At 72.0% G+C, this 19,656-nt stretch carries 25 protein-coding genes and 3 pseudogenes; 13 read left to right on the top strand and 15 right to left on the bottom strand.

The features are described 5' to 3' along the window. Nucleotides 1-136 precede the first annotated feature (136 nt). The 4 genes from U6N30_RS10860 (at nt 137) to U6N30_RS10875 (ending at nt 3,200) form a co-directional block, all read left to right on the top strand. On the top strand, nt 137-433 hold the full coding sequence (locus U6N30_RS10860) for a C40 family peptidase (RefSeq protein ID WP_324278241.1): 297 nt from the start codon (nt 137-139) through the stop codon (nt 431-433). A 408-nt stretch (nt 434-841) separates the two neighbouring features. Beyond that, nucleotides 842-1,336: a M48 family metalloprotease gene (locus U6N30_RS10865; RefSeq protein ID WP_324277313.1), complete on the top strand. Its 495-nt coding sequence runs from the start codon at nt 842-844 to the stop codon at nt 1,334-1,336. Continuing rightward, complete coding sequence (locus U6N30_RS10870) at nt 1,276-1,749, top strand: M48 family metalloprotease (protein WP_324277314.1); 474 nt, start codon at nt 1,276-1,278, stop codon at nt 1,747-1,749. The genes U6N30_RS10865 and U6N30_RS10870 overlap by 61 nt, the downstream gene beginning before the upstream one ends. Nucleotides 1,750-2,318: 569 nt before the next feature. Next, nucleotides 2,319-3,200, top strand: a complete 882-nt coding sequence (locus U6N30_RS10875; protein WP_324277315.1) for a glycosyltransferase family 4 protein — start codon at nt 2,319-2,321, stop codon at nt 3,198-3,200. On the opposite strand, the gene U6N30_RS10880 is transcribed toward U6N30_RS10875, so the two are convergent. Next, a complete protein-coding gene (locus tag U6N30_RS10880) occupies nt 3,188-3,559 on the bottom strand; it encodes a hypothetical protein (protein WP_324277316.1) in 372 nt (123 codons plus the stop codon). The genes U6N30_RS10875 and U6N30_RS10880 overlap by 13 nt on opposite strands. After that, nucleotides 3,475-4,977, bottom strand: coding sequence for an AMP-dependent synthetase/ligase (locus tag U6N30_RS10885; RefSeq protein WP_324277317.1), 1,503 nt, complete (start codon nt 4,975-4,977; stop codon nt 3,475-3,477). Before U6N30_RS10885 ends, U6N30_RS10880 begins: the two co-directional genes overlap by 85 nt. A 154-nt stretch (nt 4,978-5,131) precedes the next feature. On the opposite strand from U6N30_RS10885, the gene U6N30_RS10890 reads away from it, so the two are divergent. From U6N30_RS10890 to U6N30_RS10905, 4 genes and pseudogenes are all read left to right on the top strand, one after another. Continuing rightward, complete coding sequence (locus U6N30_RS10890; protein ID WP_324277318.1) at nt 5,132-5,563, top strand: SRPBCC family protein; 432 nt, start codon at nt 5,132-5,134, stop codon at nt 5,561-5,563. 20 nt (nt 5,564-5,583) lie between these two features. Next, nucleotides 5,584-6,729, top strand: coding sequence for an ArsA family ATPase (locus U6N30_RS10895; RefSeq protein WP_324277319.1), 1,146 nt, complete (start codon nt 5,584-5,586; stop codon nt 6,727-6,729). After that, nucleotides 6,726-7,055, top strand: coding sequence for a hypothetical protein (locus tag U6N30_RS10900; protein ID WP_324277320.1), 330 nt, complete (start codon nt 6,726-6,728; stop codon nt 7,053-7,055). The genes U6N30_RS10895 and U6N30_RS10900 overlap by 4 nt, the downstream gene beginning before the upstream one ends. Nucleotides 7,056-7,125: 70 nt before the next feature. Beyond that, nucleotides 7,126-8,039 (top strand): annotated as a pseudogene (locus U6N30_RS10905) (ROK family protein). 103 nt (nt 8,040-8,142) lie between these two features. Here the strand turns inward: U6N30_RS10905 and U6N30_RS10910 are convergent. From U6N30_RS10910 to U6N30_RS10930, 5 genes are read right to left on the bottom strand one after another with little or no spacing between them, the layout of a single operon-like run. Next, complete coding sequence (locus U6N30_RS10910) at nt 8,143-9,381, bottom strand: ornithine cyclodeaminase, nickel-pincer nucleotide-dependent (RefSeq protein ID WP_324277321.1); 1,239 nt, start codon at nt 9,379-9,381, stop codon at nt 8,143-8,145. A gap of 15 nt (nt 9,382-9,396) precedes the next feature. After that, entirely contained in the window at nt 9,397-9,558 is a 162-nt protein-coding gene (locus tag U6N30_RS10915) for a hypothetical protein (protein ID WP_324277322.1), read from the bottom strand. 2 nt (nt 9,559-9,560) lie between these two features. After that, nucleotides 9,561-10,079, bottom strand: a complete 519-nt coding sequence (locus U6N30_RS10920; RefSeq protein WP_324277323.1) for a hypothetical protein — start codon at nt 10,077-10,079, stop codon at nt 9,561-9,563. Then, the gene (locus tag U6N30_RS10925; RefSeq protein ID WP_324277324.1) at nt 10,076-10,414 is read right to left on the bottom strand and encodes an alpha/beta hydrolase; all 339 of its coding nucleotides are present in this window, start codon (nt 10,412-10,414) and stop codon (nt 10,076-10,078) included. Before U6N30_RS10925 ends, U6N30_RS10920 begins: the two co-directional genes overlap by 4 nt. Next, nucleotides 10,411-10,902, bottom strand: coding sequence for an alpha/beta hydrolase (locus U6N30_RS10930; protein ID WP_324277325.1), 492 nt, complete (start codon nt 10,900-10,902; stop codon nt 10,411-10,413). Before U6N30_RS10930 ends, U6N30_RS10925 begins: the two co-directional genes overlap by 4 nt. Nucleotides 10,903-10,956: 54 nt before the next feature. On the opposite strand from U6N30_RS10930, the pseudogene U6N30_RS10935 reads away from it, so the two are divergent. From U6N30_RS10935 to U6N30_RS10945, 3 genes and pseudogenes are all read left to right on the top strand, one after another. Then, a pseudogene (locus U6N30_RS10935) lies at nt 10,957-11,223 on the top strand (lysophospholipid acyltransferase family protein); the annotation flags it as partial. Beyond that, nucleotides 11,166-11,420: pseudogene (locus U6N30_RS10940) on the top strand (hypothetical protein); the annotation flags it as partial. The pseudogenes U6N30_RS10935 and U6N30_RS10940, both read left to right, overlap by 58 nt. Nucleotides 11,421-11,477: 57 nt before the next feature. Beyond that, nucleotides 11,478-11,786, top strand: coding sequence for a hypothetical protein (locus U6N30_RS10945; protein ID WP_324277326.1), 309 nt, complete (start codon nt 11,478-11,480; stop codon nt 11,784-11,786). Between the two features lie 113 nt (nt 11,787-11,899). Here the strand turns inward: U6N30_RS10945 and U6N30_RS10950 are convergent, their stop codons facing one another. After that, nucleotides 11,900-12,049: a hypothetical protein gene (locus tag U6N30_RS10950; RefSeq protein ID WP_324277327.1), complete on the bottom strand. Its 150-nt coding sequence runs from the start codon at nt 12,047-12,049 to the stop codon at nt 11,900-11,902. A 1,836-nt stretch (nt 12,050-13,885) separates the two neighbouring features. Between U6N30_RS10950 and U6N30_RS10955 the strand changes: the two genes are divergently transcribed. Then, nucleotides 13,886-14,359 carry a hypothetical protein gene (locus U6N30_RS10955; RefSeq protein WP_324277328.1) on the top strand — a complete coding sequence of 158 codons (474 nt, stop codon included), beginning with the start codon at nt 13,886-13,888 and terminating at the stop codon, nt 14,357-14,359. A gap of 101 nt (nt 14,360-14,460) precedes the next feature. On the opposite strand, the gene U6N30_RS10960 is transcribed toward U6N30_RS10955, so the two are convergent. From U6N30_RS10960 to U6N30_RS10975, 4 genes are all read right to left on the bottom strand, one after another. After that, complete coding sequence (locus tag U6N30_RS10960; protein WP_324277329.1) at nt 14,461-14,637, bottom strand: hypothetical protein; 177 nt, start codon at nt 14,635-14,637, stop codon at nt 14,461-14,463. Next, nucleotides 14,628-14,981 carry a TetR/AcrR family transcriptional regulator gene (locus tag U6N30_RS10965; protein ID WP_324277330.1) on the bottom strand — a complete coding sequence of 118 codons (354 nt, stop codon included), beginning with the start codon at nt 14,979-14,981 and terminating at the stop codon, nt 14,628-14,630. The genes U6N30_RS10960 and U6N30_RS10965 overlap by 10 nt, the downstream gene beginning before the upstream one ends. An 83-nt stretch (nt 14,982-15,064) precedes the next feature. Then, on the bottom strand, nt 15,065-16,015 hold the full coding sequence (locus U6N30_RS10970) for an alpha/beta fold hydrolase (protein ID WP_324277331.1): 951 nt from the start codon (nt 16,013-16,015) through the stop codon (nt 15,065-15,067). After that, nucleotides 16,012-17,535, bottom strand: coding sequence for a flavin-containing monooxygenase (locus tag U6N30_RS10975; RefSeq protein ID WP_324277332.1), 1,524 nt, complete (start codon nt 17,533-17,535; stop codon nt 16,012-16,014). Before U6N30_RS10975 ends, U6N30_RS10970 begins: the two co-directional genes overlap by 4 nt. A gap of 237 nt (nt 17,536-17,772) precedes the next feature. Between U6N30_RS10975 and U6N30_RS10980 the strand changes: the two genes are divergently transcribed. Continuing rightward, nucleotides 17,773-18,570 carry a short-chain dehydrogenase/reductase gene (locus U6N30_RS10980; RefSeq protein ID WP_324277333.1) on the top strand — a complete coding sequence of 266 codons (798 nt, stop codon included), beginning with the start codon at nt 17,773-17,775 and terminating at the stop codon, nt 18,568-18,570. Nucleotides 18,571-18,689: 119 nt separating this feature from the next. Here U6N30_RS10980 and U6N30_RS10985 read toward each other — a convergent pair whose 3' ends face one another. From U6N30_RS10985 to U6N30_RS10995, 3 genes are all read right to left on the bottom strand, one after another. Beyond that, on the bottom strand, nt 18,690-19,151 hold the full coding sequence (locus tag U6N30_RS10985; protein ID WP_324277334.1) for a DUF421 domain-containing protein: 462 nt from the start codon (nt 19,149-19,151) through the stop codon (nt 18,690-18,692). A 15-nt stretch (nt 19,152-19,166) separates the two neighbouring features. Next, on the bottom strand, nt 19,167-19,364 hold the full coding sequence (locus U6N30_RS10990) for a hypothetical protein (protein ID WP_324277335.1): 198 nt from the start codon (nt 19,362-19,364) through the stop codon (nt 19,167-19,169). Nucleotides 19,365-19,521: 157 nt separating this feature from the next. Further along, complete coding sequence (locus U6N30_RS10995; protein ID WP_324277336.1) at nt 19,522-19,653, bottom strand: hypothetical protein; 132 nt, start codon at nt 19,651-19,653, stop codon at nt 19,522-19,524. Between the last annotated feature and the right edge of the window lie 3 nt (nt 19,654-19,656).

Below are 19,656 nucleotides of genomic sequence, written 5' to 3' on the forward strand. Positions count from 1 at the left end.
GCCCCCAGCAGGAGGAGGTCGCTCGGGCCCACGGGGGCACGGAGGCGCAGGCGGTCCCCAGCGGTGTCGTCGCTCCGAGCGGCGCGGCGCAGGTCGCGGTCGACACGGCGCTGGCGCAGGTCGGCGACGCCTACGTCTGGGGGCCGGTGGGCCGAACGCCTTCGACTGCTCAGGTCTCACGCAGTACGCCTACTCCGCGGCCGGCGTGAGCCTGCCGCACTCGAGCCGCAGCCAGTCCCAGATGGGCTCGCCGGTGTCCGTCGGCAACCTGCAGCCCGGTGACCTGCTCTTCTACTACAGCCCGACCAGCCACGTGGCCATGTACGTGGGCAACGGCAAGATGGTTCACGCCTCGACCTCCAGCAAGCCGGTCATGGTCGTGGACTTCAACTCGATGAGCGGCTTCACCCACGCCCGTCGCATCGCCGGCTGAGAAAGGACCCCCTCCTCCCCACCCTTCGTAAGCTCAGGGCGGGACCCGGGAGGGGCCGCGGCCAGGGCCGGTGACCCCGAACGGGTCACCGGCCCTCGTCGTCGGGCGGGGCCTGCGCATTGATCGTCAGCCCGACTGTCTGCCCCACAGGCCGAGAACAGGGGCTCGCGACGCCGAGTCATACGAACTCGTGGCCATCAGTGCCTGATCGCCACGAGTTCGTATGGCTCGTCGACCGGCGTCGACCGGCGGGGTGCAGGCTGCCGCATAGGATCCGGCAGATGGGTGGGCGGGGAGCGCGGTGCGTCGGGACGGTGCCCGAGCCGCCCTGGTCACCGCGGTGGTCCTCCTCTTCGCGCTCGCCGTCGTCATCGCCGTCACCACCCCTGGACGCCGCTGCCCGAACCGGTGGGCGGGCGCACCCCGGTCGACCCCACCGCAGGACTGTCGCCGGCGCAGGTGGATCGCGCGGAGGCGTTCGTGGCGGCGCTGCGGCCGGCGTCGCTGGCGTCGCTGCTGCTCGGGCTCACCGTCTCGGCGTTCCTGGGCCTCACCCGGGCCGGTGGCCGCCTGGTGCGGGCGGTCGCCGCGCCGCTCGGTGGCGGCTGGATCTGGCAGGTGCTGCTCGGCGTCCTCGCACTCGCCGTGGTGGGCCGGCTGGCCACGCTCCCGATCTCGGCATTCGGCGAGGTGGTGCGGCACCGGTACGGGCTGTCCACGCGCAGCTGGGGGCTCTGGCTGCGCGACGTCGGCGTCTCCACCGCCATCGACGCCGGACTCACCGCCGCCGGGGTGCTCGCCCTGGTCCTGCTGGCCCGACGCCTGCCGAGGACGTGGTGGGCGTGGGCAGGGCCGGCGCCGCCGCGCTGGTGGTCGTCGGGTCGTTCCTGTGGCCCGTCCTGATGGAGCCCGCCTTCAACCGGTTCGAGCCGCTCGCTGCGGGGCAGCTGCGCACCGACCTGCTGGAACTGGCCGACGAGAACGGCACGCCGGTGCAGGACGTGCTCGTGTCGGATGCCTCCCGGCGGACGACGGCGTTGAACGCCTACGTCTCCGGCTTCGGCTCCACCCGCCGGATCGTCCTCTACGACACCGTCCTGGACCGGCTGCCCGATCCGCAGATCGAGTCGATCGTCGCCCACGAGCTGGGGCACGTGGCCACCGACGACGTCCTCTCCGGAACCCTGATCGGCGCCCTGGGGGCGGGGGCGGCGTGGCGGCCCTGGGCTGGCTGCTCACGTCGCCGCGACTGCTGCGTCGGGCGGGCGCGGACTCCGCGGGCGATCCCCGCGTCGTCCCGCTGCTGTTGTTCCTGATGGCCGTGGGCACGCTGCTCTCCACTCCGGTGCAGAACCTGGTGTCCCGGCAGGTCGAGCAGCGGGCGGACGTGCACGCCCTCGACCTCACCGAGGACCCCGAGGCGTTCATCGACCTGCAGCGCGACCTCGCCGGCGCCAACCTCAGCGACCCCGCCCCCCGGACGCGTGGCACTGGTTCTTCGGCTCCCACCCGACCGTCGCCCAGCGCCTGGCCATGGCCGAGGACTGGGCCCGGCTGGAGCGGCCGTGAGGGCGGCGGGCCGGACCCTCGTCGTCACCAACGACTTCCCGCCGCGGCAGGGCGGCATCCAGACGTTCGTGGCCGCGCTGCTGGCGCGGCGGCCACCGGACTCGGTCGTGGTCCTCGCCTCCCGCTCGCCCGGGTGGGAGGACCACGACGCAGCGCTGCCGTACCCGGTGGTCCGGTTGCCGACCGGCATGCTGCTGCCCACCCGCTCCGCCGCCCGTGCCGCCGTCGACCTGGTCCGTCGGCACGGCTGCGACACCGCCTTCTTCGGCGCCGCCGCGCCCTGGGCCTGCTGGCGCCGGCCCTGCGCGCGGCGGGCGTGCGGCACCTGGTCGGGGCCACCCACGGGCACGAGACGGGGTGGGTGGCGGTCCCGGGCGGCCGGCAGCTCATGCAGCGGATCGCCTCGGGGCTCGACGTGGTCACCTGCATCAGCGACTACACCCGCGGCCGGCTGGCTCCCGCCCTGGGCGGGCGCACCCGCCTCGCCCAGCTCTCCCCGGGTGTGGACGTGGAGCGGTTCACGCCGGACGCCGACGGTGCGGCCGTCCGCGAGCGCTACGGCCTCGGGGCGGCGCCGGTCGTGGTGTGCGTCTCCCGGCTCGTCGCGCGGAAGGGCCAGGACGTGCTGGTGGCCGGGTGGCCGCGGGTGCTGGCCCGCCACCCGGACGCCCGGCTGCTGCTCGTGGGAGCCGGTCCGGCGGAGGCCGCGCTGCGTCGGTCCGTGGCCGCGCGCGGGCTGACCGGCTCCGTGGTCTTCACCGGCCCGGTCGACCCGGCGGAGCTGCCAGGGCACTACGCCGCCGGGGACGTCTTCGCCATGCCGTGCCGGACCCGGCGGGCCGGCCTGGACGTCGAGGGGCTGGGGATGGTCTTCCTCGAGGCGGCCGCCTGCGCCCGGCCCGTGGTCGCCGGCACGTCGGGCGGGGCTCCTGAAACGGTCCGGGAGGGCGTCACCGGGCACGTGGTGGACCCGCGGTCACCGGCGGCCGTGGCCGAGATCCTCGGCGACCTGCTCGCCGATCCCGACCGCGCCCACGCCATGGGGGCCGCGGGGCGCAGGTGGGTGGAGGAGCGCTGGTCCTGGACGCACATCGCGGCGGCCTTCGCCGAGCTCCTCGAACCACCCCCGCTCGGCACTGAGCCCCGTCCCGCGCGCGGCGGGTCGGGGCTCAGCGGGCGGGTTTTTCAGCGGGCGTAGAGCCCGTCGACCTCGTTGCCGAACTCCTTCATGACGACGGCGCGCTTGAGCTTCAGGCTCGGGGTGAGCATGCCGTTGTCCTCGGTGAAGTCGGTGCCGAGGATCGTGAACTTCTTGATCGCCTCGGCCTGCGACACCGCCTTGTTGGCGTCCTTCACCGCCGCGTCGATCTCCGCCTTGAGCTCCGGGTCCTCCCGCACCTGCTCGGCCGTCTGGTCCGCGGGCTTGCCCTTGGACTCCAGCCACTGCGGCAGGGCCTCCTCGTCCAGCGTGATCAGCGCGCCGATGAACGGGCGCTGGTCGCCGACGACGATGCACTGGCTGACCAGACGGTGCGAGCGCAGCCGGTCCTCCAGCACCGCGGGGCGACGTTCTTCCCGCCGGCGGTCACCAGGATCTCCTTCTTGCGCCCGGTGATCTTGAGGAAGCCGTCGCCGTCGAGTTCGCCGAGGTCGCCGGTGTGGAAGAAGCCCTCGGCGTCGATGGCCTCCTTCGTGGCGTCCTCGTTGCGCCAGTAGCCGCGCATCACGATGCCGCCGCGGATGAGCACCTCGCCGTCGTCGGCGATGCGGAACTCGACCCCGGGCAGGGGCGGCCCACGGTGCCGATGCGCAGGGCGTCGTCGTGGTTGACCGACGCCGCGGCGGTGGTCTCGGTGAGGCCGTAGCCCTCGTAGACCGTGACGCCGATGCCGCGGAAGAAGTGGCCCAGTCGCTCGCCCAGGGAGCGCCGCCGGAGATGGCGCCGAGGCACCGGCCACCGAGGGCGGCCCGGAGTTTGCCGTAGACGAGCTTGTCGAACAGCGCGTGCTGGGCCTTGAGGCCGAAACCGGCGCCGCCGGTGTCCTGGGCGCGGGACCAGTCGATGGCCACCTGGGCGGCCTTGTCGAAGATCTTGCCCTTGCCGTCGCCCTCGGCCTTGGCCTTGGCGCTGTTGAAGACCTTCTCGAACACCCGCGGGACGGCGAGGACGAAGGTCGGCCGGAACTCGCCGAGGTCCTCCACCAGGTTCGAGACGTCGGGGGTGTGCCCGATGACCGTGCGGGTCTTGACGGCGCCGACCTGCAGGACGCGGGCGAGCACGTGTGCCAGGGGATGAACAGCAGGAGCGAGCCCTGCACGTTCATGAACCGGCCCAGCAGGCTCATCCCGTTGTTGATCTCGAACAGGAAGTTGCCGTGCGTGAGCTCGCAGCCCTTGGGGCGACCGGTGGTGCCGCTGGTGTAGATCAGCGTCGCCAGGCTGTCGGCCGTGAGGGTCGCCCGGCGCGCCGCGAGCTCGCTGTCGGGGACGTCCTTGCCGGCCTGGATGAGCTGGTCGACCGCGCCGTCGTCGATCACGTGGACCGACCGGAGGTCAGGGGCCTGGTCGCGGACGGACTCGACGGCCGAGGCGTGCTCGTCCTTCTCGACGACGATCGCCGTCGCGCCGGAGTCGGAGAGGATCCAGGCCACCTGGTCGGGGCTGGAGGTCTCGTAGATCGGGACGACCGCAGCGCCTGCGGTCCAGATGGCGAAGTCGAAGACGGTCCACTCGTAGCGGGTCTTCGCCTGCAGGGCCACCCGGTCACCCGCGGCGACACCGGCGGCGATGAGCCCCTTGGCGACCCCGTCGACCTGGGCGCCGAACTCCTTCCAGGTGACGTCCTGCCATTGGCCGTTCCGCCGTGCCCGCAGGCCGACCTCGGCGCCGTGCTCGGCGACGTTGGTGGCGAGCATGTCGGTCAGGGCCTCGTCCGGACCCACCTCGCTGGTCGCAGGAACGCTGAACTCGCGCACGCCTGGTCCTCTCTTCCCTGCCGCCCGAGGGCACCGTCGCCCACGGCCCCGGCCAGGGACGTCGGAAGGAATCTAGCTGTTGTGGCTACCCGTGAGTAGCAGAGAGCCGGGCCGACGGCTCGCCGGACGGCGAGGAACGGCTAGCCTGCTGCCCATGGCTGACCAGTCCACCCAGTCGATCGTCGTCGACGCTCCCGCGTCCGACGTCATGGCGGTCATCGCCGATTTTCCCGCCTACCCCCAGTGGGTCGCCTCCGCGAAGAAGGTCGAGGTCGTCGAGGCCGGTCCCGACGGCCGGGCGAAGCGGGTGCACTTCGTGCTCGACGCCGGGGCGGTCAAGGACGACTACGTCCTCGACTACACCTGGGACGACGACCGCAAGGTGTCCTGGACCCTCGTGAAGGGCCAGATGCAGAAGCGCCAGGAGGGCTCCTACACGCTCACCGAGCGGGACGGCAGCACCGAGGTCACCTACGCGATCACCATCGACCTGTCCATCCCGATGCTCGGGATGATCAAGCGCAAGGCCGAGAAGGTCATCCTGGACACGGCTCTCAAGGAGCTCAAGAAGCGCGTCGAGGGCTGATGCCAGGAACGAGCCCAGCCGTGCGCACGCTGCTCCTCACCGGCCCGGGCGGGGCCGGGACCTCCTCCCTGGCTGCGGCCGCGGCGATCCGTGCCGCCCGGAACGGGCGCCGCGCCGTCCTGCTCTCGCGTCAGGCACCCGCCGTCCCCGAGCTGGACGCCGAACCGGGACTGACCGTCACGACGGTCGACCCGCAGACGGCGGTCGAGGGCCTGTGGGCCGGGGCGGCCCGTGCGGCCGGCGCGGTCCTGCCGCAGCTGACCCTTCCGCCGGCGACCTCCGTCGTCCCGCTCCCGGGCGCCGCGGATCTCGCCCTGTTCGCCGCGCTGGCCGGAGCCGACGCCGACCTCGTGGTCGTCGACGCCGGCCCGATCGAGTCCGCGCTGGCCCTGGTCACCCTGCCCGTGACCCTGCGGTGGTGGCTGGAGCAGTTGATGCCGCCGGGCATGCGCGCCCTCGGGGCGGTCCGGACCGCCGCGGTCGCCTCGGGCGCGGCCCGCCGCGGGCCGGTGGACGCCGCGCTGGCCGCCGTCCCGGTCGTGGAGGCGCTCCTCGCCCGCGACCGGCTGGCCGACCCGGCCGGTACGGGGGTGCACCTCGTCGCGGCGCCGCGGGCGTCGTCGGTGTCGGCGTTGCGCGCCGCGGCGACCGTCCTGGGCCTGCACGGGCTCCGTGCCGGCGCCGTCCTCAGCCGGGTGCTCCCGCTTCCCGGGGACGACGAGTGGACGACGGCCCGCGCCGCCGAGCAGGAGGCGGCACTGACCGCGCTCGTCGCCGTCGCCCCGGTGCTGCGCGTACCGGAGCTGTCCGTGGCTCCCGCTGACGTGGACGGGGTGTGCGCGCTCCTGGACGACGAGTTGCCGGAGAGCGCCGGCGTCCCGGTACCTGCTCCCGAGCGTCACGACGGCGCATGGCGGCTCACCCTCCCACTGCCCTTCGCCGCGCGCGACGCCGTCACGCTGACGCGGTGGGTCGACGACCTCGTGCTCACCGTCGGGGGCATCCGGCGGTCGGTCCGGCTCGACGCGCTGCTCCGCCGGTGCGAGGTGACCGGCGGCCGGCTCGCCGATCCCGGCACCGCCGACGCCCGCCTCGAGGTGGGCTTCCGTCCCGACCCCCAACTCTGGCCCGCCGATCTCCTCAGCGCCGTGGAAAGGCCTTCATGACTCCCGGAACCGACTGGATCGACCAGGCGCAGCGCCTCGTCGAGGCCCTGCGCGGTGGTCTCGCCTCCGTGACCGATGCGGCTCACACCGACGATCCCGCCGCCGGCGCGCACTCCGCCGACTGCCGGTGGTGCCCGATCTGCCAGGCGGCCGCTGTCGTGCGCGGGGAGCGTCCGGAGGTGAACGAGGCCCTCGCCGATCTGCTCACCGCGGCCGCGACGGCGCTGCGCACCGTGGCCGCCACCGGACGGCCGGCGGAGCCGGAAGCGGAGACCCGGCAGGAGGACGAGCCGCCCGCGCCGGTGCAGCAGATCGACATCGCGTGACCGACCCGGCAGCGGCGGGGCTCGCCGCGCTCGGCATCGACATCGGCGGCACCAAGGTCGCCGGGGAGTGGTGGCGGCCGACGGGACGATCGTCGCCACCGCCCGGCGCGCGACGCCAGGGGCATCGGTCTCCGACACCGAGGACGCGATCGCCGCCGTGGTGGAGGAGCTCGCCGAGGGACACGGCGGCGAACTGGTCGGCGTCGGCGTCGGTGCCGCGGGGTGGTTCGACCGCACCGGCGACACGGTGCTGTTCAGCCCGCACCTGGCCTGGCGCAACGCGTCCCTGCGCAAGGAACTCGCCGCCCGGCTGCAGCGGCCGCTCTGGGTGGGCAACGACGCCGACGCCGCGGCGTGGGCCGAGTACCGCTATGGCGCGGCCCGGGGCGCGGACCTGGCGCTGATGATCACGCTCGGGACCGGCATCGGCGGCGGCATCGTCCTGGGTGGCGCCTGCGGCGCGGCTCGCACGGGGTGGCGGGGGAGTGGGGGCACATGCGCGTCGTCCCCGACGGCCGGCTCTGCGCCTGCGGCAACCGCGGCTGCTGGGAGCAGTACGCCAGCGGCACGGCGCTCGGCCAGACGGCCCGCGAGGTGGCCCGGACCTCGCCGGCAGCCGCGGCGCGGCTGCTGGAGCGGGTCGACTGCGAGCCCGATCGGCTCACCGGCGAGGACGTCGCCCGGGCCGCCGCCGACGGCGACCCGCTGGCCCTGGAGCTGATCACCGAGGTCGGCGTCTGGCTCGGCCAGGGCATCGCCGACCTGTCCGCCGTGCTCGACCCCGACGTCGTCGTCATCGGCGGTGGCGTGAGCAAGCTCGGCGAGATGGTGCTCGGCCCCGCGCGGGACCGGCTGGACCGGGCGCTGCCCGGCCGCGGCTTCCGACCCGGCCCACGCGTGGTGGTCGCCGAGCTGGGCCCGCAGGCGGGCATCGTCGGGGCGGCCGACCTCGTCCGTCAGTCCGTCCGAGAAGGCGACGCCTGAGGTCGCGCCGAGTGGGCCCCGGAGGGGTTCGCGCAGGCGCGACGCAGCGGCTCGACGCGAATCGGGACGGCTCGTGGCCGCGGTGTCGGCCGGAGGCCGACGATCAGCAGAGCTCCCGGGCGAGCTGCTCGAGGAACAGGCCGATGTCGGTGATGATGCCCATCGCCTGGGCGCTGCCGCGGTCCGCGAGCTTGGTGACCGTCGCCGGGTTGATGTCCACGCTCACCAGCGGGATGGACGCCGGGAGGAGGTTGCCGGTCGCGATGGAGTGCAGCATCGTCGCGACCATGATCGCGAAGCCGACGTCCGGCAGCTCGGCCCGCATGGCGCGCTGACCCTCGATCACGTCGGTGTGGACGTCGGGCAGCGGGCCGTCGTCGCGCACCGAGCCGACCAGGACGAAGGGCTTGCCCGCCTCCACCATCGCGTGCATGACGCCACCGGTGAGGACGCCGGACTCCACGGCGGCCGCGATCGAACCCGCGGCCCGGATGGTGTTGATGGCGCGGATGTGGTGCTCATGGCCGTGCGGGACACCCGATCCCTTCGCCAGGTCCACGCCGAGGGAGGTGCCGAACAACGCGGACTCGATGTCGTGCGTGGCCAGGGCGTTGCCGGCGAACAGGACGTCGACGAAGCCGGCGCGGACCAGCCGGACCATCGCCGGTGCCGCCCCGGTGTGCACGACCGCCGGACCCCCGACCCAGAGGATCCGCTTGCCCTCGGCCTTCACCTCGCGCATCCGCTCGGCGATCTGGCGGACCAGCAACGCCTGCGGCTTCTCGCTGGACACCGCCGAGGACATGAACCCGAAGTCGTCCTCCTCGCCGCGCGGCGCCTGCACCGGCAGCTCCACCCGCACCCCGTGGGCGCCGCAGACGACGGCGTCGCCGGCATGCACGTCGCTCACCGGGACGGTCCGGACGACGACCTGCCCGCCCGCCTCGGTGACGACGAGGCCGCAGTCCATCTCCGGCTGCCGCACCCGCAGCCACTCCCGGTCCAGCCGGACGAGGGTCTCCAGGTTCGTGGTCGAGTAGAAGTCCTCGGGGAAGACGCCGTCGGCCGGCGCGGGGCGGGTGAGCGCCGTGCCCGGGTCCACGGCGTTCGCCCCGTGGATCTGGACGCGCATCAGGATGCGGTCGAGCAGGTCGCTGTCGGCGGCCCTGATCTCGATGAGCGCGCGGGACTCGTCCTCGTGCTGGCGGCCGAGGTCGAGTGTCTCGATGCGGTAGTCCCCGCCGTACTCGAGGACGTCGTCGAGGATCCGGGCGAGGATGCCGGTGTCGAGGAGGTGGCCCGTGACGGTGACGGTGGCGGAGTGCGCAGCGGAGGAGGTCACCCGCCGCAACCTAGCTCAGACGACCGCGCCGTCGTCGCCGTCGTCATCGGAGCGGTCGTGCATCCGCGACACCAGCAGGGCGACGCCGCCGGCGATGCCCGCGACGCCGATGACCAGACCCAGATCGGCGGACAGGTTCAGGATCCCCGGTACGCCGATGAGCAGCACGCCGGCCACGATCAGCAGCACCGCGTAGAGCGAGGCCGGAGCGGGCGCCGGGATCGGAGGAGCCGGCGGTGGCTCGAAGTGCTCGTCCGGCCGGTCGAGCACGGGCAGCTCGTGCGGGGAGGCGAAGGCAGGTCCGCGGGCTCGTCCTGGGCGACGGCCCGGCCGTGCTCGGCTTCGAACGCCGACACGATCCGCGCCCACTCGGCGTCCTCGTCGACCTCCCTGCGCGCGGTGACCGGCTCGGGCGCGGGCGGCACCTCCGCGGCGGGCACGTGCTGGTCCACGACCGCGCGCGCCTCGGCCCGGCGGGACCGGTCGACGAACAGCCGGTCCGACGGCGGGCTGGGCAGGCTCACGGTTCGCGTGTAGGGCTCCACGTCGGCCGACGGCTCGAGGTAGGCGGCGATGCCGACCGCCTGCAGCAGGTCCAGCAGGTGCTCGCCGACGCGCGGATCGACGTCGCGCAACGGGCTCCAGAGCGTCGCCTCCAGGCCGTTGTCGCGCCGGCCGCGCCCGCGGCGGAGATTCACGGTGTCTCCGCCGTGGACGTGCCGGTCCCCGGGGTCTCCCCGGCCTGCACGTGCGCACGGATCCAGTCGACGGAGCCCGTGAAGATCCTCGGGGCGTCGTTGTCCAGCGTGGCGACGTGGTAGCTGTCTTCGAGCAGCACCTCGGTCGTGTCGGTGCTGCCCACACCGGCCAGCAGGATCGTGCTGTTGATCGGCTCGACCACGTGGTCCTCCGTGCTGTGGAACACGATGACGGGCGCCGTGACCGTGCCCAGGTCCGCGCGGGTGGCCGCCCACAGCCCGCGCAGCTGCATCATGGCGCGGGTCGGCAGCTTCGGGTAGGCCAGCTCGGTCACGCCGGGCTTCTTGATGTCACTGGCGATCGGCGCCCAGCTGGGGTGACCCGGGCGATCAGCGGCAGCAGCTTGGCATCCACCCGCTGGGTCAGCAGCGCGGGGTTGACCAGCAGGAGCCCGGCGACGTCGTCCGGGCGCACCTGGGCCAGCCTGGTGGCCAGCGTGCCGCCCATGGACAGCCCCGCGACGAACACCCGGTCGCACTCGGCGGACAGCTCGTCGAACGCCTGCTCGACCGTCGTCGTCCACTGGTCGTGGGTGCTGGCGTTGCAGTCCTGCCAGCGGGTGCCGTGGCCCGGCAGCAACGGGCAGCGCACGGCGAAGCCCTCGGCCGCGAGGTGCTCGCCCCACGGCCGCATGCTCATCGGGGTGCTGGTGAAGCCGTGCACCAGGAGGACACCGGTCCGGCCGTCGGGACCGTCCGCGCCGGGGAAGGTGAACGGCTCGGCGCCGGGCATGACGTCGGGCGGCGCGGTCGGTCCAGACACAGGGATCCTCCTCGGCGTCCGGTGGCGGTGCCGACCGGCAGGGGTGCTCGGAACATGTCACATCTCCGGCCGATTGTGATTCGGCCGTCAGGCTCCTTAGTCTGGCAGCCCACGAGTGGAGGCGTGTTGTTCTACTGGTTCCTCAAGTTCGTCGCGATCGGTCCGGTGGTCCACGCCGTCTTCCGCCCGCGCATCGAGGGTACGGAGAGTGTTCCGGCGACGGGTGCCGCGATCCTGGCGAGCAACCACCTGTCCGCCGCCGACTGGATCTTCATGCCCCTCCAGCTCAAGCGTCGCGTCACCTTCCTCGCCAAGGCCGAGTACTTCACCGGCACGGGCATCAAGGGAGCGGCCCAGCGCGCCTTCTTCTCCGGCGCCGGGCAGGTGCCCATCGACCGGTCCAGCGCCTCCGCCGCCGAGAACGCCATCCAGACCGGGATCCGCACCCTGCGCGAGGGAAGGTCCTCGGCATCTACCCGGAGGGCACGCGCTCGCCGGACGGGCGGCTCTTCCGCGGCAAGACCGGCGTCGCCCGCATGGCGCTGGAGACCGGCGCCCCGGTCATCCCGGTCGCGATGGTCTACCGCAAGAGGAAGCTGCCGTTCGGCAAGAAGATCACCCGGGTGACCGTGCGGATCGGCGAGCCGCTGGACTTCTCCCGCTACGAGGGCATGTCGGGGGACCGCTTCGTGGAGCGGTCGATCACCGACGAGATCATGTACGAGATCATGACGCTGTCGGGTCAGGAGTACGTCGACGTGTACGGCGCGACGGTCAAGAAGTCGATGGACGCGACCGGCGCCAGTGCGCCCGACGTCGTCGCCCGGCTGCAGCCGCCGCCGGACGAGGCCGCCGACCGCGCCCCCACGTCTCTCGCCGGCTGACCCGCGGGACCGTCACCGGTCTCATCCGCTCGTCATCGGTCGCCCGCACGGTTCGTCCCGTTCCTGACCGGGTGCCGTATCGACCACCGCCCGCTGTCGACAGATCTGCACGGTCAGGACTTCTTGCCCTTCGTCTTGCCGCCCTTCTTCCCGAGTTCGCTCTGGGCGGCCGAGCTCTTCCGCGGGTTCTTCTCGCCCTCCTTCTTCGCCTTGGCGTTCGCCTTCTTGGCCGTGGCGCTGCCCTTACCGCTCTCCTTGGCCATGCTGACCTTCCGTCGAGGGCCGCCTTCGGGAGTCCGGTCGGCCAAGGCGATGCGACTACCCCGAGGCGACCGGCGAGAACATCTCACCGCGCAAAAGGTGTCGGTCTCCAAGCGGCCCACTACGGGACATCTACGTTCGCCACAAGCCTCGCCATACCGAGGCGAGATACGGTCCGCAGGTGAGCTGGTCGGCATTGGCGCGTCGAGCGCGCGACGCAGACGTACCACTGCATCAGCGAATTCGGGCACTGCGTTCCCTCGTGGCCAATCACCATGCTCCGTTCGGCTTCCAAGGCACGTTGGAGCACCTCAACGAGAGACTCGGTACCAAGAGCACGCGTCGGTGGACAGAGCAGGAGCTGCTTCGCGCCCTGAACGACCTCGAGCACTCGCGAGCGACTCACATGCGCTACCGCGATCTCTTTGCTGCGCGGCGACGTGCCGAGAAGGCCGACGGGCTGCGGTGTCCGACGGCGGGCGATGTCGAGGCACTGTGCCGGAGCGAATGGTTGAAGGAGCCCGACGAGGCGCAGCACCGGCATCCAAGTCGACGGGAACGCAAGCGCGGCATGTAAGACCTGGTCCCTTCAGGCTTGCCCGCGATTCGATCCTGTCACTGAGCGGCCCATTTAGGGACACCCCCGGCGGTTCTCAACGGTTACCTTGGCGGCGTGGCCGACCCCCGCGTGAAGGACACGTTGCTTGTTTCCGCTGGCGCAGCCGGACTCGCAACCGTGACGGTCGTCGTCCTGGCGCTGGTGACCGGGCTGAGCTGGTGGATCGCCGTATTCATGACCGCTTCCACGCTAGTGATCGCCTTCCGTTACCTACAGGAGAGGCGGCGGTTCGGACGGGACTCGGACGGGTCCGCGAGTCCCTAGACGTCGGACAAGCACTCTCCCTCGACTGTCCCTCAAACCGCCCTGTGTCCCAGAGCGGCCCACTCGGGGACACCCACGTGGGTGGAGTGGCTCGTCGCGATGGCGCAGATGGATGCCGTCTGCTGAGGTCTCCGTTACGGGAACGATCTTGAGCGGTGACTGCGGGAGGCCGCGATGTGGGTCTGGGTAGGGCGGAAGTGGATGCGCCCTGGTAGTCGGTTTAGCAGGGTCATGTGGCTGGTCAGCCTCCCCGTAGCGGCGTGCCTCATCTGGTTCGGATGGACGCGAGTAGGGACGGGGTCTACCGGAGGGGGCTGGCATTTCTCGTCCTCTGGACTCTGGGCATCGTTGCCATCGAAGCCTTGAACTTCCGCACCATGTACCTGGGGCGAGGGCGGCACGCCGAAGCGGTTCAGCGGGTAAGCGACGAGCACGGCTCACGCTGATTCGCCGTTATTGGAACGGGTCGCACCGTATCCCCCAACGCCGCTGGAGCGCCTGCACCGATGGAGACGCTGCTGGTGGTCGGACTGGGGCTCCTGGTCATGGTTCTGATCTTCGCCAAGTACGGGCTGATCACGAAGCTTGCGAAGAGGAGGAAGAAGCGTCCGTGACGTCCGCGGGTTGTCACTAGGTCCGTCTCTAAAGCCGCCTTCACGGCGAGCCGGCCGGTGTCCCAGAGCGGCCCACTACGGGACAGTCCGCCCATGCCGGTCTGGGCAGCCGTGGCGGCGGGTGGCGCCCGTCGAAAGACTGTCCGGCATGAAGACGCTCACGCCTCGGATGGAGCAGGCGCTTAAGGAGCGCGGCTTCATCCGCGACGGCAACGTGCGGAGACTCGATCGGCCAGTGCTGCCTGCCGTCATTTACCAGGACAAGAATCCCTGGGGTCCATGGTTCGGCCTGGGGTCAGTCTTGGGGGCCGGGGGAACGGCTCGCCAGGGATGAGGGCGGCGTGGTCACTGTCGGCCAGCGCCTGTCGGCCGGTGGGCAAATGCACTACGACTTCAGCAAGCCCGAGGAGGCCCAGGAGCTGTGCGAGCGTGATTTCTTCGCTGTGACGGTCCCGCTGCTCGACCTGACCGATCCGGCCGAGCTAGGCCGAGCCTTGCTGCGCGGGAGGTTCCAGCCCGTGCATTACTGGCCCCGAATAGAGGGAGGGGTGTACGCAGCTCTGGAGGTTGCCGACGCGTACGGCCTGGAAGACCTCATGCCGGAGATCGGGCAACGGCTTCATGAGGTCACACGGGAACGCGAGATCTACGACTCCGTTATGGGAACCGCTGAATCCCATCCTGGCCGAATTCCTCGACTTCCGGGCATGGTCGCCGCGCTCCCATCCCCGCCAGCGTCGCCACAGGAGCGCAGGCCATCCCAGACGCCTCGTTGGTTCAGCCTGCGGGGTATGCGACGGGGCAAGGACCACTGAGGTTTGCGGCGCAGCTGAGGTGTGATCGCTACCGTGCGGTGCTGTCCCATAGGCCGCCTTCAGGGACACGTCATGGCAGTGCGGAGTGCGGGCCCGGCTGCCTAGCTGTGCGCGACGAGGCGGTCCAGCACGTCGCGAAGGAGCCGCAGCAGCTCGTCGCGCGTCATCGTCGGCTCCTGGACCCAGGAGCCGACCAGGTCCTCGGTGAACGCGAACCACGCCAGCACGAGCTGACGGCGCAGCGCGTCGTCGGGCAGGTCCAAGGTGGTCAGTGCCACCTCGACGAGCCGGCCGCGGGTCTCCTCGTAGACCTCCGACACCCACGGGTCGCCCCGCCGGCGCCGCGCACGAACGCCAGGTGACTCTCCGGGAACGTCTCCACCCAGCCGACGTAGCGGTCGAGCATGCCCGTGACCTGCTGCTCGGCCGGGGTGCCGGGTGCGGGGAGGAGGTGCTCGAGGAGCAGATCGGCCGCCGCCCGCGTGACGGCGGTGTAGTACTCCCGCTTGTTCGCGAAGTAGTGGAACAGCAGGCTGCGGCTGATCCCGGCCCGCCGGGCCACCTCGTCGATGGTCAGCTCCTGCACCGGTGTCGTCGGCAGGAGCTCCAGCCCGATCTGCACCAGCTGCGCCCGCCGGTCACCGGCAGAACGCCGCAGGCGGGGCGGGCCGGGGCGGGAGGACGCCGTCACCGCTGGCGATCCGCTCAGGCCGCGAGCCGGTCGGCGGTGGCCCGGGCGAGCAGCCGCTCGATGGCGTCGGCCGCCAGCTGCGCCCGCTCCTGGGGCAGCATGTGTCCCGTCCGCTCGGCCACGTGCAGGGCCGCGTCGGGGATGGCCTCGGCCAGCTGCCGGCTGTGCCGCTTCGGCGTGAGCTTGTCGCTGTCGCCGACGAGGATCTCGACCGGCACGCTGTTCAGCGCCGTCAGCTCCTGGCGCTTGTCGTGCTCGCCGAGGGCGGGGTAGAAGGCGGCGAAGGCCCGCACCGTCGTGGCATGCATGATCTCCGCGCCGGTCACCACCATGTCGTCGGTCGCGTCCGCGCCGTAGAGCAGCTCGCGGACGATCTTCCGGTGGCGCGGGTGCGTCGGCGGCAGCAGCTGGCGGACCCGCTCGAACGCGCGCGCACCACCGATGGCGACGGAGACCATGCCGGGGGCCAGCTTCAGCTGCAGCCGCTCGGTCAGCGTCGCGCCCGCAGGCGCGAGGTCGCCGGCCGACGTCGAGACCAGCGCGACGCCGCGCACCCGGTCGCCGAACAGCTCCGGCCGGGCCGCGGCCAGGCACATGATGGTCATGCCGCCCATGGAGTGGCCTGCCAGGACCACCGGACCGTCGGGGGCCAGCTCGTCGATCAGCTCGCCGAGGTCGGCGCCGAGCTGGTCGATGGAGAGCTCGGCGACGTCGTCGGCGTAGCGGCCCCACGTCGAGCGCCCGTGGCCGCGCTGGTCGTAGCGGATCAGCCGGAGCTCACCGGCGGCCACCCGGGGAGCGAGGAGCTCGGCGACGTCGTCCCAGGCCGCCTGCGCGAGGGTCCAGCCGTGGGCGAGGACCAGGGTGACCGGGGCGTTCTCGGCGCCGTCGACGACGGCGTGCAGGACGGCGCCGTCGGTCGTCCGGACGGCGGCCACCTGGCGGAGCACGGTTCCGGCGCTCATGCCGCCACCTCCGGGCGCTCCGCCGGGACGCCGACGTAGTTCTCCCGATCCAGCTTCTTCGTCAGCTTCCGGAACCGGAAGGTGAAGTCCGGCCACAGCGTGGTGTTGTGCCCGTGCTTGTCGAGGTACCAGCTGGCGCAGCCGCCGGCCAGCCACACGGTGCCCTTCGACTTCTCGGCGATCAGCGAGCGCCAGGTCTCCTGCGCCTCCGGGGTCGTCTCCAGGACGGCGAGCCCCTCGGCGTCCATGGTCTGCAGCGCGTCGTCGACGTAGGCCACCTGCGACTCGATCATGTAGACCATCGACGTGTGGCCGACCCCCACGTTGGGGCCGACAAGCAGGAACATGTTGGGGAATCCGGCGACCGCGGCGCTGCGGTTGCTCACCATGCCGTCCGCCCAGACCTGGGCCAGCGAACGCCCGTCGCGGCCGCAGATCTTCTCGGCGATCGGCAGGTCGGTCACGTGGAAGCCGGTGGCCAGCACGATGGTGTCGGTGGGGCGCTCGACGCCGTCCGTGGTCACGACCGACGTCGGTCGGATCTCGGCGATCCCGGCGGTGACCAGCTCGGCGTTGGGCGCCGCGATCGCCGGGAAGTAGTCGTTGCTGATCAGGATCCGCTTGCAGCCGATCGTGTAGTCCGGCGTCAGGGCCTTGCGCAGCTTGGGGTCGCGGACCTGGCGGTGCAGATGGGCCCGGGCGAGCTTGCCGACAGGCTTGAGGAAGCGCCGGTTCTTGGCCATGCCGATGACCAGGAACTCGCGGAAGAGGTAGAGGACGGCGCGGATCGCGTTCTGCAGACCGGGCACCAGCCGGTAGAGCCGGCGCAGCAGGGGCCTGACCGGGTGGTCGGTGCGCGGGACCACCCAGGCCGGTGTGCGCTGGTAGACGGCGATGCTGCCGACGACCGGCTGGATCGCCGGCACCACCTGGATCGCCGAGGCGCCGGTGCCGACGACGGCCACCCGCTGACCGGCGAGGTCGTGCATGTGGTCCCAGCGGGCCGAGTGCATGACCGTGCCGGCGAACGAGTCCAGCCCCGGGATGTCGGGGTAGGTCGGATCGGCCAGGGCGCCGGCGGCCGAGACCAGGACGCGGGACCGGAACTCACCGGCGGAGGTCGAGACCAGCCACCGCTGCGCCGCGTCGTCCCAGCGCGCGGAGCTGACGTCGGCGCCGAAGACGCAGTGCCGGCGCACGTCGAAACGGTCCGCCGTCCGCTGGAGGTAGGCCTGGATCTCCGGCTGCTCGGAGTAGGAGCGGCCCCAGTCGGGGTTCTGCGCGAAGGAGAAGGAGTACAGGTTGGACTGCACGTCGCACGCCGCACCGGGATAGGTGTTGTCCCGCCAGGTGCCACCGACGTCGTCGGCCCGCTCCAGGACGACGAAGTCCGTCTCCCCGCGGCGCCTCAGCGCGATCGCCATGCCCAGGCCGGCGAACCCCGACCCGATGATCGCGATGCCCACCTCCCGGACGGCTCCGGCCGCTGCGGCGGACTGGGTCTCGAGCGTGCTGGTCACCGATCGGCTCCTTCGCTGTCCCCCGGCTTGCTGAGCAACGCTCAACAAGCTACAACGGCCTCTGAGCAGGCTCAATCTCGAGCCCGGCAACCGGCCGTCCCGATCGAGGAGCACCCATGGCGTCATTCCGCAGGCAGCGTCCCCGCACCCCCTGGTCGGCAAGGCGGTGCTGATCACCGGAGCGGCCCGCGGCATCGGTGCGGAGCTGGCGCGGCGCGCCGCCGCGCGGGGGCGCGCGTGGCGCTCGTCGGGCTGGAGCCGGAGCAACTGGCGAAGGTCGCCGACGAGCTCGGCCCCGAGCACCTGTGGGTGGAGGCCGACGTCACCGACCCCGACGCGCTGAAGGCGGCCGTCCAGCGCGCCGTGGACACCTTCGGCGGGCTGGACATCGTCGTCGCCAATGCCGGCATCGCCCCGCTGACCACCGTGATGACGTCGTCGGCGCACGCGCTCGCGCGCACCATCGAGGTGAACCTGATCGGCACGATGCTCACGGCGCACGCGGCGCTGCCGGAGATCGCGAAGCGCAAGGGCCACGTGCAGCTGATCAGCTCCGCGGCCGCCTTCACCGTGCTGCCGGGCATGAGCGCGTACTGCGCATCCAAGGCCGGGGTCGAGCGGTTCGGCGACGCGCTCCGCCTGGAGGTCGCCTACCGCGGTGTCACCGTGGCCAGCGCCCACCCGACATGGATCGACACCGACATGGTGCGCGACACCGAGGCGGCGCTGCCGACGTTCAAGGCCACCCGCAAGCAGCTGCCCGGCCCGCTGGGCGCCTTCACCTCGGTCGAGGCCTGCGCCGACGCGCTCGTGGAGAACCTGGAGACCCGCGGGCGGCGGGTCTTCGTCCCCGGCTCGGTCGGCGTCGTCTCGGCGCTGCGCCAGCTGGTGACGGGCGTCGTCGCCGAGAAGGTGGCGTTGGCCGTGTCGGCCAAGCGGGTGCCCCAGCTCGAGCGGGACATCGCGGCGCTGAACGGCCAGGAGTTCGGCACGAACTCCGTCGGTGCCCAGCGCAAGGACAGGCCCGCCGCCTGAGCAAGGACCCCCTGCCCCCCACCGTGGAAGGACCTCGTCCTCCTCAGCCCTCGCACGCTCGGGGCGAGCCTCTGGACGGGGCCGGTGGCGGGACCCTGCAGGGGGCCGCGACGGGCTGGTCAGGAACCGCGCCGTGCCTCGTCGGTCGGCACGATGCTGATGCCGCCGGAGGTCTCCATGATCGCGTACTTGACCTGGTCGAGGTTCTCCAGGCCCTGGGTGGCGCGCGCCGACGACATGATGTCGTCCTCGGAGATGTGCTCCCGCCGCAGAACGTCGTGCAGCAGCTTGCCCTTGTTCACCAGGACGACCGGCACGCTCTCGGTGACCCGCTTGAACGGTCCGAACCGCCAGGAGAAGTAGTCCGACGCCCGGTCCAGACCGATGAGGGTGGCGATCACCACGGCGGCCTGGGTGATGGAGAAGTCCTCGCCCAGCAGGGCCTGCTGGGTGGCCTCGCCGACGACCAGCAGCAACACGAAGTCGAAGGTCGTGACCTGTCCCAGCGTCCGTTTGCCCGACAGACGGAAGAGCAGCATGAGGATCAGATAGATGGCCAGCGCGCGCAGGACCGCATCCACAGGAGGCTCCTCGGGTCAGGGGTAGACGAACTGGTCGAACGACACCGTCCGGCCGTCGAACCGCACGCCGCCCTCGACGCTGCCGTACGCATGGGCGCGGAAGGCGATCTCGGCCGACAGCTCGGTACCGGGTTCGGTCGCGAAGGTGAGGCGCAGCCCGTACGGGGTCATGACCTGCTCCTGGGGCTCTGGGCTGATGCCGGTGACGTCCATCGCCTGGACCCAGCTCCCGGCCAGCTCGACGTCGACAGAGTCGCTGGTGACGCCCCCGGTGCCACGGTGACCGTCACCGAGTCGTCGGCCTCGTGATGGCCGAAGCGCTGGTAGTCCACCTGCACCAGGCCGTCGGTCCCCGTCGTCGTGGCCCAGCTCAGCAGTCCTGGCCCCCGAGCAGGCCGACGAGTGCCGCGACGACGAGGAGCACCATCAGCACCCAGCCGATGCGTTCGGCCTTCCATTCGCGGCGCTGGAACGCGTCGTGATCAGCGACCTGCAGGCCCATGGG

Origin of the sequence: Blastococcus brunescens (genome assembly GCF_035320885.1) — a bacterium.
GTDB lineage: Bacteria > Actinomycetota > Actinomycetes > Mycobacteriales > Geodermatophilaceae > Blastococcus_B > Blastococcus_B brunescens.